Below are 14,782 nucleotides of genomic sequence, written 5' to 3'. Positions count from 1 at the left end.
CCTCTTGTGCATCGCAATATCCACCTGTCATGGCTCCGGATTCATTTGAAGCCCTTTAGCCTGAATTTTTTCAACATAGCGGGAAAAGTTTTTTTTAGGGACACTGGGGGGATCCAATACATTTCCATAAGGAGAAAAACAATGAAAAAAGAAATAATTACAATATTTTTTATCGCTTTTTTTCTGCTGCCCCACGCGGTTCTGGCCGAAGAGTTCACAATGGAGGATGCCAAAGCCCTGACCCTTAAGGCTCGGGGGCTGGTGGAAAGGGAGGGTATAGAAAAAGCCCGGCCTCTGCTCCATGATCTTCATGGGGAATACAGAAAGGGCGAAAAAGGGGAGTTGTATATTTCCGTTATCAATTGGGATGGCGTATGGCTGGCCTATCCTCCCAGACCGGAGGGTGTGGGAAAATCCGTTCTGAATGTCAAGGATTCGGATGGCAAGTACCTGGTAAAGGAAATGATCGAAATTGCCAAAACCAAGGGGGAGGGATGGTTTGAATACCGCTGGCTGGATCCGTCCACAGGAAAAATCCGCTTGAAAAATGCCTATGTTGCAAGGGTTCAGGGCCAGGATATGTATGTTTCTGCAGGTGTTTACAAGTAGTTCCAGACTATGCTGGAACCGCAGGCTTTTTTATCCGTTACCACTGCAGGAGATCTGTCATGGTTCCCTTTCAGCACTGGCCCATTTCGGTCAAGGTCTTTCTTGCTCCCGTGATTGTTATGTTTTTTCTGTCCATTACCGGAGCCATGTCCATTTCGGGTTCCATATCCCAGGAAAAAGCCTTGGGAAATGTTGTAATGATCGCCGGACTCAAAAAGCAGCTTGTCCAGGAAATCATGGGAGACGTGGGACTGGTCAACGGCAATCTTGCCCGCGTTGTGGCGCTCACGGATTCAGGGCTTGAGGATACAGTCATTGAATCCGTACGTCATGCTGTCCGTCAGGGGTTTGGTCTGGCAGAGAAAAAAATGGATCTTTTTGAAGAGAAGGGGAGTCCTTCAGATCTTGAAAAAATTCAGATACTGAAAATCCGTGACGCATTTGAAGCCTACAGGGAAAGTGCCGCGGGAGTGATGGAAATGGCAGATATTGACAGAATGCTGGCAATTCCCATGATGCCCCAGAACGATCTGCGTTTTGAGGATCTGAGCCACGCAATCAATGCATTGTCGGTTCATGCAACGGAAATGGCAGAAAAAACCTATGTGGATTCCGTTGCTGCGGCATCCTCTGGCCGTCGATGGTTTGTTGGGCTGAATGCTCTTGCCCTGGGACTTTCATTTCTGGCAACGGTTTTTATTTCCCTTGGAATTACAAGACCTCTAAAGGACATGATGGACAGTCTGACCCGAAGCGCCCTTGCCCTGGGAGAAACGGCCCAGAACATTTCCTCTTCAACGGAAATCCTGGAAGAAGGAACCAAAAGCCAGAGCGTCTCCCTGGAAGAGACCACACAGATGCTGGTCTCCATGACCTCCCTTGTTCATGAAACTGCCGCCCATGCGGAACTGGCTGAGAAAACCATGAAGCGTGCGGAAGGCGTTATTCAGGGAGCCGATACGGTGATTGCTTCCCTCACCCGGGCCATGGAAGAGCTGATTCAGGTGAGCCATGAGACGGCAGAAATTATCAAAACCATTGACGCCATTGCATTTCAAACCAATCTGCTGGCACTGAATGCCGCCGTTGAAGCGGCGAGGGCAGGGGAAGCCGGTGCAGGGTTTGCTGTGGTTGCCGGTGAGGTACGATCGCTGGCCCAGCGCTCTGCCCAGGCCGCCAAATCAACCGAAGGGCTGATTCAGAATTCACGGGCAAAGATTTCGGACAGCTCCACTCTTGTTGAGAGAACCCGGGAAAGCTTCATGGCCGTAACCCGAAATGCCAATGACGTTTCTGCAATTATTAAGAAAATCACTTCTGCTTCCCAGCATCAGAAACAGGGGATTGAAGATGTGAACCGGCAGATTCGGGGGATGGAAAAGGTTGTACAGGAAAATACAGAAAATGCAGGGGATTTTGCCGGAGCCTCAAAATTCATGGAGGAACAGTCCCTTTCCATGAATATCGTGGTCAAGGAACTCAGTACCCTGGCAGGTCACCACGGAACCCTGGAAAAAAGGGAGGGCTTGCAGCGGCCTGGAAGCTTAATCCTGTCCATGACAGAAACCTGATGTCGCCCATTCGGGCAAACCGCTCAGGGTATTGCTGGAAAGGCTCAAACAGGTGCCGATACGGAAAAAAAACGGCAGAAGGCCTTTCAGGCTTTTTGCTTTTTTTTCCGAAGCCGTAAAGAGCAGTTCATAATCTTCCCCCCCGGTGAGGGCAAAGCGCAAAGGATCTTCTCCATACTGGTGGCAATATGCCAGAAGTTCCGGGGAAAGGGGAAGGTGTTCAGGCCCAAGTGCCAGGGTCAGGGCTGAGGCCTTTGCCATGTGGGCAGCATCACCGGCCAGACCGTCGCTGATATCCATAACACAGGAAACCCCAGTCTTGAAAAGCAGACGAGCAGCATCAAAACGGGCCTTTGGGGTACAGAATTTTGCAACAAGGTGGGGATGTTCTTTTTCCCTTCCCCTGAACAGGGCATGGCAACCCGCCGCCGCGTCTCCCAAAAAGCCTGTCACATAAAGCCCTTCTCCTTCCCGTGCCAGGGATCGGCGGGGAAAGAGGCTTTCTCCTTCTCCTACAAAAAAAAGATCAAGGCACAGAACCTCCGCTTTGCAGATGTTGCCACCGGCAATACTGCCCCCCGTTTCCCGCAAGGCCTTCCGCATCCCCCCTTGCAGGGCGAGAATATCATCTTCCCTTTCCCATGCGGGAAGGCCAAGGTTGATAAAAAGGCCAACGGGCCGGGCAAAGGAGGCGGCAAGATCACTGGCTGCCGCCATGACAGCCTTGTACCCCAGAACCTCATGGGACATCCAGCCCCTGAGAAAATGAACCCCCTCCCGCTGGGTGTCCGTTGAGATGACGGGCCTTTGAAGGGAGGCCAGTAAGGCTGCATCATCCCCGGAACCCACCAGAATCCGGGGATCTTTTTTTGAGGATCGGAGCTTTTCAATAAGGGAAAACTCCTGCCACGCCGAAGGCCGGGAAGTCAGCTCGGAAGACCCGCCGAAGCGGTAATGCCAGGCATCAAAACGGGCTACCTGGTGCTCTCCAAAACCTGCCAGCTGTTTCCGGATTTTAGAAAGGGGCTTTTCCCTTCCCGCATCCCCCAGGTTTTTGGAAAAAAACTTATCCGCATAGCAGAGAATTTCCTCCTCAAGACTCTGGGGCCGCATGTCCCGCAGGGGCAGGGGAAGCTTTGCGTTCAGAATCTCTTCTTTTCCAAGCCCCGTTCCCGTATGGCGTTCACAGACCAGGGCATGTCGAAAAAGTCCTTCCTCCTCCAGCATTTCCCGGCCGAGAAAACCGTGACAGATATAAGGATGTTCCCCATGGCAGCCAATGTCCGGAGCATGGGTTTTTCCGATACCAATATCATGAAGAAGGGCGGCCTCGGCAATGAAATCCAGATCCGGCCCTTCCCCTGCCACACGAAGAGCTGCTTCCAGGGCTTTCTGGGCAACCATGCGGGAATGCTGGAGTAGAACATCCCTTGCCGGATGCCCTTCAGGGTAGTGGCGGTCAAAGACGTCAAGAATTTTCGGGTTCATGCCTTGCCCTTTACCTGGCTTTTTCTCAAAAGTTCCGCCTCAATGAAACCGTCGAGATTACCATCCAGTACGGACTGGCTGTTGCCCGTTTCATGCCCTGTTCTGTGATCCTTAATCATCTGGTAGGGATGGAGCACATAGGAGCGGATCTGGGAACCCCAGGCGATTTCCCCCTTGCTGTCGTGCATATCCTGAAGTTTTTCTTCCTGCTTCTGCTTTTCCATCTGGTACAGCCGGGATTGCAGCATCTTGAAGGCAATTTCCCGGTTTCTGTGCTGGGATTTTTCCTGCTGGCAGGAAACCACAACACCTGTGGGCTGATGGGTGATACGGATGGCAGAGCTGGTTTTGTTCACATGCTGGCCGCCTGCGCCAGAGGCCCGGAACACATCAATGCGCAGATCCTTTTCATCAATTTCGATTTCAATATCCTGGTTCAGTTCCGGATAGACAAAAACCGAGGCAAAGGAGGTCTGCCGCTTGCCATTGGCATTGAAGGGGGAAATCCGCACCAGACGGTGGACGCCGGATTCGCTTTTCAGGTAACCGAAGGCATATTCCCCCGTCACGGTGAAGGTCACCCCCTTGATCCCCGCTTCGTCTCCGGGCTGATAATCCACCATCTGCATGGTAAAGCCCTTGCGCTCCACCCAGCGGCTGTACATGCGAAACAGCATTTCCGCCCAGTCCTGGGCCTCGGTTCCCCCTGCACCGGCGTTAATGGAGACGATGGCTGTAGCCATGTCATCTTCGCCGTTCAGCATGAGTTTGAGGGAGAAATCACTGAGGGAAACATCCACGGCGTCCATCTGGAGGGCCACGTCCCGGACGGTTTCCTCATCCCCTTCTTCAACGGCCATTTCCAGAAGCATTTCCGTATCATCAATGGCAGTTTCGATTTTTTTATAGGCGTCAAGCTTTCCGGAAAGCAGACTGCGTTCCTGGAGGATGGGTTTGGCGGCATCGGGATTGTTCCAGAAATCCTTGTTGCCAATGATGGATTCTATCTCACTGAGACGATAGCTGAGGTGATCCAGGTCAAAGACACCCCTTTAACTGAAGGAGTTGAGCGCGGTGTTCTCTGGTGCGCTGCTTCAGTTCTGCGGACATGATCATTCTCCTGCATGGTTGTGAATGGAAACCCTCTTTTTCAGGAGGGGACAGCATATCAAAAAAACATAATATAATAGCACAAGAAGACAGATCCAGGCAAAAAAATCCCCCATTCGGGCATAAAGGGTCTGCCCCTTCAACAGGGGAGCCTCAGCTTTCAGAACAAAGGGGTGATCCATGGGACTTTCCAGTCCTATGCGCCCCGTTGGCAGGATCAGACTGCTGATGCCTGTATTGGCACTGCGGATAACGCTTCTTCGGAATTCCACAGCCCTGAAAACACTGAAATGAAGATGCTGACGGGGACCTCCGGTTTTTCCGAACCAGGCATCGTTGGTCTGAACGGCAAGAATCTCCGCCCCATTGACAACAGCTCTTCGGGAAATATGGGGAAAAACGCTTTCAAAGCAGATAAGAGGGGCCAGGGCGGTATTGGCAAAGCGCATGACAGGATACCGGATTCCCGGGGTGAAGTATCCGGCGGGAACAATAATGCGCTGCAAAAAGGGCAGGTAGTCTTTCAGGGGAACGTATTCTCCAAAGGGAACCAGATGGCTTTTATCGTAACGGGAAAGGATCTCCCCCGAAGGGTGGATGAGATAGCTGGTGTTGAAAAGAAGCACTCCCTTGTGCGCATCCACCGTATAGGCCGGACTCCCTATCAGATGGTAACCACCTGAATTTGATACAATGTCAAGAACTTTTCGGGTCTGGGTGTCTTCACTGAAAAGATAAAAAGGAGTTGCCGTTTCCGGCCAGAGAAACAGGTCTTGTTTTTCAGGGGCACTTTCCTGGACAAGGTTTTGGTAGCGTTGCAGGGTATAGGTCTGAAAGTCCGGATTCCATTTCTGATCCGGCGGCATGGATCCCTGAAGGATGGCAGTTGCCAGCACAGGAGCGTCGAGGAGTGTTTTCTCCACAGTCTCCATTCGCTCATATCCGTATCCCCCAAGGCCGCACCAGAGAAAGAGGGCAAGGAGAAGGTTTTTTCCCTTTTTTCCCGGAAAGGCCAGAGCCGTATTTGCCATCATGAGGGAAAAGGAAAGCAGATAAACACCGCCAAGATCTGCACCTTGAATGAGAAGAGGAACCTCTGCAAGCCCGTGTCCCAGTTGGGCCCATGGAAATCCCGTAAAAAGCTGCCCCCGGATATATTCAAGTCCCACCCAGCCTGAAGGAGCCAGCAGGAGAAGGTTGTACCTCTTCTGGTAGGCATGTCTGAGCAGCAGCAAAAAAAGGGCCGGGTACAGGGCAAGGTAAGCGGCCAGCAGCCCCAGTGCTCCCAGCGCCAGGGGCCAGGGCAGTCTGCCGAAGGTATGAACGGTATGCGCCAGCCAGTGCAGGATCAGGGCAAAATGTATAAAACCGAAACCAAAACCCAGACGAAAAATTCTGCCGGGACTTTGATTTTCTGCCACTGTACGCAGAAGAGGAACCAGGGCGATAAAGAGAAGGGGCCAGAGACCAAGGGGAGGAAAGGCCGCTGCTGTGGCAAAGGCAGACCCCATGACGGGAAAAAGGGGATGAAAGGGGACTGAAAATCCCTTTCCTGACACAAAGGGCAGATTCACATTGAGATTCCTTTTACCTTGTGCTACCTTTTTTATGTTTTCCTGTAAGGCTTCTTACCCAATCCCACCACATTTTTTGTATTTCCCGTTGTCGGAATCCCGGCATCTCTTTTTTCCAAAATATACGGAGTGCATGCCATGAGTCAGATTATTAAGGAACAGGACAGGATTGTTGTTATTCCCGGCGTGGATATTGTTGCATCCATGGCCAATGATTTCCGCACGGAATTACAGGGCCTGATTCAGGAGAGCAGTGGAGATATTGAACTTGATCTTGCCAGTGTGGAAATGGTGGATTCTGTGGGGATCGGTGTGATCATTGCCACCCATAATTCTCTGAACCGTCAGGGGCGTAAACTGAAAATTGTGAATGTTGCAAAGGATATTTTCAGTCTTTTCAGCACCATGCGCCTGGATCGGCATTTTTCTGTAGAGTCTCGTCCTTAAATTCTGATTTTTGGGGACTCCTTTTTGGGGACTCAAGGTATTCGATCCCTGGGTTTTACCGTCCCCAGTTCTTCATGCTAAAAAAAACGCCCTGTGAAAACAGGGCGTTTGATTTTATCTGGTCGGGGCGAGAGGATTCGAACCTCCGACATCCTGCTCCCAAAGCAGGCGCGCTACCAGGCTGCGCTACACCCCGATGAACAAGTATCCCCTTTAGCATGGCTTTTTTTTTTACGCAAGTCCGGTCTTCCGATCCATCAGGAAAAGACATCCACAAGCCCATCCAATCCCGCATAAAAACCGGGCCGAGGGGGAGCAGAATACGGCAATATTTTCAGCGCCCGGCATCCGTCTCTGTCATGCCGTCTTATGCCGCTCCCGTCTGCAGGGCCATCTGTTTCCTCAGGTAATACTCATAGCTGCCTTCATAGGGAATCATACGGCCATGGTCAATCTCAAAGACCCGGCTTACCAGAGATCGCAGGAAGTGACGGTCATGGCTGACGATCACCACCGTTCCCTGAAACCCCTGCAGGGCTTCCAGCAGAATTTCCCGGGACTGAATATCGAGATGGTTGGTCGGCTCATCCAGAATGAGAAAATTCAGGGGCCGTGCCAGGAGGGTGGCCAACACCACCCGGCTTTTTTCACCTCCGGAAAGCTTGTCAATCCTTTTATAGACATCATCCCCCTGGAACAGAAAGGCAGCACAGAGGTTGCGGATCACCCCAAGACCCGCAGAAGGCAGGGCATCCTGTACGGTATCCAGCACGCTTTTTTCCGGGCTGAGGATATCCATGGCATGCTGACTGAAATACCCCATATGCACACTGGCACCGATGGTGACCCTTCCCTCAGTGGGTGCTGTCCGACCCGCCAGCACCTGGAGGAAGGTGGACTTTCCTGCACCGTTTACCCCCACCACAGCCACCTTTTCGCCCCTGCGGATCATCCCGGAAATGCCTCCAAAAACGGAATGCACATCCCCTTCGGGGGTCTGCCAAACCTTCCCCAGCTGCTCCATGGACACCACATCGTCTCCGGATCGGGGGGGATCTGCGAATTCAAATCTCACCCTTTTCTGGTCTGGGGGAAGTACAATACGCTCAATTTTTTCCAGTTTTTTTACCCTGGACTGTACCTGAGCCGCATGGGAGGCCCGGGCTGCAAACCGGGCAATGAATTCCTCTTCTTTGGCCAGCATGTCCTGCTGACGTTTGAAGCTGGATTCCAGCTGTTCCCTTCGGATTTCACGTTCCTTTATATAAAAATCATAGTTGCCCGAATAGGTGGTGGCCGTACCGTTACCGATCTCTATGATGCGGGATACAATACGGTTCATGAAATCCTGGTCATGACAGGTCATGAGCAGGGCACCCTTGAAGGAAGAAACCAGCCAGTTTTCCAGCCAGAGAATGGATTCAAGATCCAGATGGTTGGTCGGCTCATCCAGAAGCAGGACATCGGGATGGGTGGTAAGGATTTTAGCCAGTGCAATACGCATTTTCCAACCACCGCTAAAAGCTTCCACAGGACGGTGATAGGCATCCGGCCCGATACCGAGACCGGTGAGTACAGTCTGGGCACGGGATTCCAGATCGTACCCCCCCTGATGTTCAAAACTTTCCACGGCCTCACCGTACCGTTCCAAAAGGCTGGCCAGGGCATCCTCGTCCATAGGCTCAGCCATGGCGGCTTCCATTTGGCGGATTTCCTCACCGAGAGCCATCACATCTCCCACGGCAGCCATGACTTCTTCCAGGGCACTGCGGCCCGCCATATCCCCAACATCCTGGGAAAAATAACCGATACGGATTTTGGGTCTGCGGGTAATTTCTCCGCCATCGGGTTTTTCCTCCCCCATGATCAGGCGGAAGATGGTGGTTTTTCCCGCTCCGTTAGGCCCCACAAGGCCGGTGCAGGTACCGGGCAGAATTTGCAGGCTGGCGTTATCAAAAAGAATTTGGCTGCCGTGCTGACGGGATATGCGGTTCAGATGAATCATTCAAAAACTCCTTCAAAACTGTGGCGGTACCCAGGGGGTACGGGGACAGAAAGATCACGGTTCTCTGGGATCCGGAACGCATGTGAGGGATAGCACGTCGGCCTTGTGCTTTCAAACAGATATGCATATTTTGCATCTCATCCTCCCTTTCTGAATCCGGTTTCAGGGAAAAAAGGGAAGACCCGGTTCCTGATACCTTGTGCGAAAGTTGCTTTTATATCCACTCTTCTCTATGGTGCGCCATTCTACGACCATGGGAGTGGTCTGACCGCAATCTTTCAGGTAAAAGGGGTGCAGATGGAAATCCAAAAGCACACGGTATTTGATACACCGGTTCTGAACATTGTTTTTTGGTTACTGGCCAGTCTGATTTTATGGGGATGCGGATGGAAGATCCGGGGAAAGGTTCCTGCTGAAGAAAAAAAACTGGTCATGATCGCTGCCCCCCACACATCGAACTGGGATTTTTTCTGGACCCTGATGCTGGCTTTAAAGCTCCGCTTAAAGGTGTATATGATGGGTAAAAAAGAACTGATGGAAAAACCCATGGGGTTTACCCTGAAGTGGCTTGGACTGATTCCCATTGACAGAAGCCAGAATCGGGACACCGTGGCGCATGCTGTGGAAATTTTCAGCTCTGCGGACAGGATGGTGCTGATTATCCCGCCTTCGGGAACACGCAGCAAGGTCTCCCAATGGAAAACAGGTTTTTATCACATTGCCGCAGGTGCGGGGGTTCCCATTGGTCTTGGATATCTGGACTATGCCAGAAAAACCGGGGGGATGGGTATGCTGGTGCATCCCTCCGGAGATTTTACCGCAGACATGGAAAAAATTCGTTTATTTTATGACGGAATCACAGGAAAATACCCGGAAAAAGCCTATGGGGATTTCCCCTCAGAAAAGCAAAAACCCTGAAGACGGGCCGGGGCATCAGAACGGTATGAATCAGACTCTCTTGTATTCTCCGGATCCGTGGTCATGGGGAAGAAAAAAGGAAAGACAGACATGACAGGTAGGATACACTCTGGGCAACCCTGCGGGGAGGGGGAAGGTGGGAAACCGTCCATTGCTTCCCTGAATCTTGAAACCGTATCCCGTTTTCTGGAAGATCTGGGGGAAAAGGACACCCGGATTCGGGAAAGGGTGGAAGCCCTTTTTTTATCTTCCGATGCCATGGCCTTGTCCGAATGTCTCAAGACCCGGCTGGATGGTTTTCATGCCCTCCCTGAAGTCCTGGGCTTTCGGGATCTTTTTCCCCTGGCCCGGGATTTCCGGGCCTTCCTTTCGGATACCCGAATCCTGATGACCCCCCTGGACTGGGGGGTTGCTCTGGATCTGGTAGATCGTTTTCTGGATCTGGACCGGGTTCTCGAAGGACTGGAAGATGGAGGAGGACCGCTGCCACCTGTTTTTGCCGAAGCCTGTGACCTGTGGCTGGAAATAGCCGCCAGGAGCGGGCTTGCCATGGACTGGGGAGAACGGATTCTGAACCATTTCCTGAAAGACCGTTTTGGCGTACGCGCCAATCTGATGCGCCATGCAGACCGCCTGCTTTCTGCGGAAGCCATGGCCCGGCTTGCCGACCGTATGATGGCCGATGCTGAGATCAAGGCCCTGGATGCAGGAGGGGAATGGCGACGGTATCGTCTTTCCATGGGGCTGCGGTATCTCTCCCAGGCTCTCCGGGATGCAGAACTCATGGCCCGGAGTGTCACCCTGGTGCAGGCAGAACCCAGTCTTCGGCAAATCGGAGATATTGTTCAGGCCTATCTCGATTATGAAGGACCGGAAGCGGCCCTGTCCTGGCTGGCCGGTGACTGGGGAGACCGTGAACTGGAAAGGCTGGATCTTCTGGATCAGGTCTATGCGGCCATGGAGGATCGGGAGATGCTGTTTCAGATTCGTCGGGAACGCTATGCGGCCCAGCCTTCGGCGGATTATCTTCTGGCGCTTCTTGAAGTGTGTGATGCGGAAGAACGGGAGGGGTTTCTGGCTTCGGCACCGGATACGGCCCGCCATACCAGCAGTCTGTATTCCGGTTTGAATCTGCTCCTTTCCGTGGAGGCTACGGCAGAAGCAGAAAATCTACTGATTGAAAGACAAGAGGCCCTGGGCAACTATGATTATACCGCCGTACTGCGCTTGCAGGAAAAATTTGAACATGCCGGAGCCCGCCTGGGGCAGATCGTCTGTTACCGGACTTTGGTAGAGGGAATTCTTGAAGAATCCCGTTTCCGTGCCTATGCCAAGGCTGTAGGATACTGTGAGATTCTGGCTGAGCTGAACGATCAGGTATCGAATTACCGGACACTGTCTTCCCATGAAGCCTATATGGCAGAGCTTCGTACACGCTATGCGGATAAGCGGGTTTTCTGGCAGCGCCTTGCCGGTGAAGAACCCGAAGAAAATGAGGATGCAGGAAACGGTTTCCGGGGGCAGGGCAGGGGGACAGATTGGCAGCATGACGTACTTTCACATGAAAATTCTGGAAGCCTTCGTGGGAAAAAGGTTCCACGTGAAACATCGGGCGAGTTGCGATCCAAAAAGGTTTCACGTGAAACCTCCAGTGTTACCCCTCCCAGAAAAATGCCCCGGGGTACACCGGGAGGTGTTCTGGGGTGAGGGAGGCATGTTCCAGCATCTCCTGTTGAATCCCTGTCTTTGGGATGGTATAGGAGATTTCTGTTGTGCAACTACCGACGACCCCGTGTCGTACAGGAAAGGATAGCATGGATTTTACACGGTTTTTTAAACAATATGAAGTGCTGGTGGCTTCTGCGGAAAAGGCTTTTGAACGGGTGAAGGAAATGCATCCGGAAGCGGTTCGCTGCTCCACCCGCTGTGCAGACTGCTGTCATGCGCTGTTTGATCTTTCCCTTGTGGAGGCCCTCTATATCCACGATAAGTTCAGCGCAGCCTTTTCCGGAGCGGAAAAACATGCCATTCTGGAACAGGCCAACCGGGCAGACAGAAAAATTTACCGGATTAAAAAGGATGCGGTCAAAGCACGGGATGAGGGAATTTCCGAAGTGGAGATTCTGGGCCGCATGTCCATGGAACGGGTGCGCTGTCCCTTGTTGGGAGAGGACGATACCTGCCAGCTCTATGCGTTCCGGCCCATCACCTGCCGACTGTATGGTATTCCCACCTCCAGCAACGGGATCAGCCATACCTGTGGGATGTCCGCCTTTGAACAGGGAAAGCCTTATCCCACAGTAAATATGGACGCCCTGCATGAAAAGCTCTATCAGGTCTCCAGGGACATGGTGGATTCCATGCACACTCGCTATACCCGCATGGCGGAAATGCTGATCCCCCTCTCCATGGCACTGCTCACGGATTTCAATGAGGACTATCTGGGAATCACACCGGATAAACCTGAAGGCGAAGAGGAGATCCCCTGATGCAAGGCCCGAAACCCAAGGCAGAAGCACCTCTTTTTTCTCCTGAGGAAATTGCTCAGAGGAAAAAAGCCATTTTTGACAGTATGGGAAAAAGGGGACAGCAGAAAATTCTGAAGGACGGATATGAGGAATGGGATCCCTTTGCCGAACCCAAGGAACCCATTGATATCCGTACAGAAGAAACCCAGAGAACCACCCATGACCTCATCCAGGAATTTTTGAAGACTCAGCCCCATGAGCGTTTTTCCACCCCCTATGGCAAAGCGGCCTATGAAATGGCCCTGGGGATTGTGAACGGTGATGACCGTATCCGGGGGCTGTACGACTTTTCTCTCTGGTACAGAGATCTGCTCATCCGTGAGGGAAAAAATCCGAATCTGTTGAAGTCCTAAAAAAGATCTTCTGTTGAGAACCTGAGGCCGGGGAGTTCCTGATGAACCCCGGCCTTTGTATTGGGATACGGGATTTAAAAATGGAAGAACAAGACCTTTCCAAGCTTATGATGCAACGGGTGCTGGAGGCGGAAGCTGCCTGGACACCGGCAGCCCTTCTGAAGGAAATGGCCCGGGAAAGCGGTGCCTCCCGTCGCGTCCTCCAAAATGTACTGGCTTCCCTGGTGGAGAGTGGAGATCTTGCCTACCTTATTCGTCATGGCCGTACCTGTGTACAGCGGGGCTGGCAAAAACCCTTGATGGTGGGCAAAAAAACCCAGCTCCTGGTTCCTGGCGTAGCCCCTCTTCCGGAGCGGGTTGCCGTAATCCTTCTACCCGGAGCCAGTTTTGGGGGGGGAGACCATCCCACCACCCGGCTCTGCATTGAAGGCATCGAAAAGATGGCCAGACCGGGAGGGAGAATGCTGGACGTGGGGACGGGTACGGGAGTTCTTGCAATTGCTGCGGTGCGTCATGGAATGGCCGAAGCCCTGGGGGTGGATAACGATCCTCTGGCCATTCATGAGTCCAGGGAAAACGTACGACGCAATGGCCTGGAAGAGAAAATTCGGATGGAGGCCACCTGGCCCCCGGAATCCCACTGGGATTTGGTGGCGGCGAATCTCAGACCCCCCACCCTGATGACCCTCACGGAGACCCTGGTAAACTGTCTGGCTCCCGGTGGGGGACTTGTTCTTTCGGGAATGCGGGAGGAAGAGATGGCCTTGCTGGCCCATCGCTATGCCGCCTTTCTCATGGAAAAAGAACGCAGAAGGGAAAGAGGCTGGGGAAGTCTTGTCTTTCAAAAACCGGTGGGACAGGAAATTGCAGGCGGATGCTAAGGCGGCTCTTTTCTGAGAGCACTTTATTTTTGTTCTGATCCCATTTTTTTCTATCCATACCTATGCCTTTGTTTTATGGAGATCGTCGATTCAGGATCGTTTTAAGAGTTCGTTTTTTTGCTCCGCCCGTAAAAAAATCCCTGTTTTCTCTTTTGGAGAAGGCAGGGATTTTTTATTTCCTTAATAGCATTCTGGTTTGTATTTTGGATCCGGGCCGTATGGCAGTACACCCTATCAGCTTCGTTTACCGAAAACCAGCTTACCGCCCAGATGACCGGCAATCCCTGCTGCTCCCAGAGCAACAAGATGCAACAGCACATAGAAAACCCCTCCGGCCTCCGTACTGAAACTGCGCCATACCACAAGAATGGCGACACAGACTGCCGTGACAGCGGCACAGGCTATTTTGATACGAAATACCGGCGTCATGGATGCGCGGTAACGATCCCGCCACTCTACAAAACCGGTATAAATTACCAGGGGCAGGGCGAGAAAGACCATGCTGAGGTTAAAGTAGGCCGCAAGCTTGAAGGCCTCGGCATTAAAAAGCACTCCTATGAGAACAAAAAAGACGGCAATGGGCAGTACACCATTGGGAATATGTACAGAAATCGGATGGGCATGGTGAAGAAGAATCTGTTCATCCATCCACTGTTTTGGGTGGATTTTGGGATTCAAACGGGGGCTTTCACCATAAGCGTCCTCTGCCTTTGCCGCTTTCCCCTTCTCCGTTTTTGGCTCCGGACGGTCTGCCTCTTCAGCGACAGGCTCAAAGGCACTGCGATCTGCACCGCATACAGGGCAGGTTTCCGGAGGCTCCATCCCCGCATGGACATAACCGCATACCGTACAGCGCCAGCGAGAGGCGGAAACATGTGATGCAGGTTCTGGTTTTTCCTGAACCGTTTCCACTGCTGTTTCAGCAACCATAGGGGTAAACACAGTTTTTCCCGCACCACATACGGGGCAGGCTTCCGGTGGATCCTCTTCCCTGTGCGTATACCCACATACCGCACATTTCCATTCCTGCATGGTTCCTCCTGCTGATGACAATGAGGGGTTTCAGAGATAGAATGAGACCATTCTCATACTTTTAAAACAGGGTACAATAAAGACTTTCCTTGTACCACATTTATGGTCTTTCGACAGGAACTGGTTACGGATTTTTCCAAATTCCCCAAAATTCCCCGCCCCTGCCTTTCCGACCCGGGCTTTGCCCTTATGACAAATACGGTTGACTTAGCGGACGTGATCCTGCACTTTATGGTTTTTCCACCCCAATTCCATGAAAAAATCTG

General features: G+C 52.2%; 13 protein-coding genes and 1 tRNA gene. 8 read left to right on the top strand and 6 right to left on the bottom strand.

What is annotated here, in order from left to right:
• Positions 1–141 precede the first annotated feature (141 nt).
• Both BR04_RS05965 and BR04_RS05960 read left to right on the top strand, forming a co-directional pair.
• Positions 142–609: a cache domain-containing protein gene (locus BR04_RS05965; protein ID WP_496355087.1), complete on the top strand. Its 468-nt coding sequence runs from the start codon at positions 142–144 to the stop codon at positions 607–609.
• A 59-nt stretch (positions 610–668) separates the two neighbouring features.
• A complete protein-coding gene (locus BR04_RS05960) occupies positions 669–2,180 on the top strand; it encodes a methyl-accepting chemotaxis protein (RefSeq protein ID WP_496355086.1) in 1,512 nt (503 codons plus the stop codon).
• Here the strand turns inward: BR04_RS05960 and thiL are convergent.
• The 3 genes from thiL to lnt form a co-directional block, all read right to left on the bottom strand.
• Complete coding sequence (thiL, locus tag BR04_RS05955; protein ID WP_496355085.1) at positions 2,154–3,668, bottom strand: thiamine-phosphate kinase; 1,515 nt, start codon at positions 3,666–3,668, stop codon at positions 2,154–2,156. The genes BR04_RS05960 and thiL overlap by 27 nt on opposite strands.
• A protein-coding gene (gene prfB, locus BR04_RS05950; protein WP_496355084.1) for a peptide chain release factor 2 occupies positions 3,665–4,778 on the bottom strand; the annotation gives its coding sequence in 2 pieces (ribosomal slippage) (positions 3,665–4,720 and positions 4,722–4,778; 1,113 coding nt in all). Before prfB ends, thiL begins: the two co-directional genes overlap by 4 nt.
• 2 nt (positions 4,779–4,780) lie before the next feature.
• A complete protein-coding gene (gene lnt / locus BR04_RS05945; protein ID WP_496355083.1) occupies positions 4,781–6,352 on the bottom strand; it encodes an apolipoprotein N-acyltransferase in 1,572 nt (523 codons plus the stop codon).
• A 138-nt stretch (positions 6,353–6,490) separates the two neighbouring features.
• On the opposite strand from lnt, the gene BR04_RS05940 reads away from it, so the two are divergent.
• Positions 6,491–6,799 carry an STAS domain-containing protein gene (locus BR04_RS05940; protein ID WP_496355082.1) on the top strand — a complete coding sequence of 103 codons (309 nt, stop codon included), beginning with the start codon at positions 6,491–6,493 and terminating at the stop codon, positions 6,797–6,799.
• A 119-nt stretch (positions 6,800–6,918) separates the two neighbouring features.
• Here BR04_RS05940 and BR04_RS05935 read toward each other — a convergent pair.
• A tRNA-Pro gene (locus BR04_RS05935) sits at positions 6,919–6,995 on the bottom strand.
• Positions 6,996–7,166: 171 nt separating this feature from the next.
• Entirely contained in the window at positions 7,167–8,804 is a 1,638-nt protein-coding gene (locus BR04_RS05930) for an ABC-F family ATP-binding cassette domain-containing protein (protein WP_496355081.1), read from the bottom strand.
• 297 nt (positions 8,805–9,101) lie between these two features.
• Between BR04_RS05930 and BR04_RS05925 the strand changes: the two genes are divergently transcribed.
• The 5 genes from BR04_RS05925 to BR04_RS05905 all read left to right on the top strand — a co-directional run bounded on the left by BR04_RS05925 (position 9,102) and on the right by BR04_RS05905 (position 13,484).
• Positions 9,102–9,722, top strand: a complete 621-nt coding sequence (locus BR04_RS05925) for a 1-acyl-sn-glycerol-3-phosphate acyltransferase (RefSeq protein WP_496355080.1) — start codon at positions 9,102–9,104, stop codon at positions 9,720–9,722.
• Between the two features lie 90 nt (positions 9,723–9,812).
• Positions 9,813–11,429: a DUF6880 family protein gene (locus tag BR04_RS05920; RefSeq protein WP_496355079.1), complete on the top strand. Its 1,617-nt coding sequence runs from the start codon at positions 9,813–9,815 to the stop codon at positions 11,427–11,429.
• Between the two features lie 107 nt (positions 11,430–11,536).
• A complete protein-coding gene (locus BR04_RS05915) occupies positions 11,537–12,211 on the top strand; it encodes a YkgJ family cysteine cluster protein (RefSeq protein WP_496355078.1) in 675 nt (224 codons plus the stop codon).
• Positions 12,211–12,603 (top strand): hypothetical protein, encoded by a 393-nt coding sequence (locus BR04_RS05910; protein ID WP_496355077.1) that lies wholly within the window; start codon positions 12,211–12,213, stop codon positions 12,601–12,603. Before BR04_RS05915 ends, BR04_RS05910 begins: the two co-directional genes overlap by 1 nt.
• An 80-nt stretch (positions 12,604–12,683) precedes the next feature.
• Positions 12,684–13,484, top strand: a complete 801-nt coding sequence (locus BR04_RS05905) for a 50S ribosomal protein L11 methyltransferase (RefSeq protein ID WP_496355076.1) — start codon at positions 12,684–12,686, stop codon at positions 13,482–13,484.
• A gap of 234 nt (positions 13,485–13,718) precedes the next feature.
• Here the strand turns inward: BR04_RS05905 and BR04_RS05900 are convergent, their stop codons facing one another.
• Positions 13,719–14,516 (bottom strand): rubredoxin-like domain-containing protein, encoded by a 798-nt coding sequence (locus tag BR04_RS05900; RefSeq protein WP_496355075.1) that lies wholly within the window; start codon positions 14,514–14,516, stop codon positions 13,719–13,721.
• Positions 14,517–14,782 lie beyond the last annotated feature (266 nt).

The sequence above is a fragment of the Desulfobotulus sapovorans DSM 2055 genome (assembly GCF_059569355.1).
Note: the sequence above shows the minus strand (reverse complement) of the source record. Positions and strands in the feature narration are given on the sequence as shown.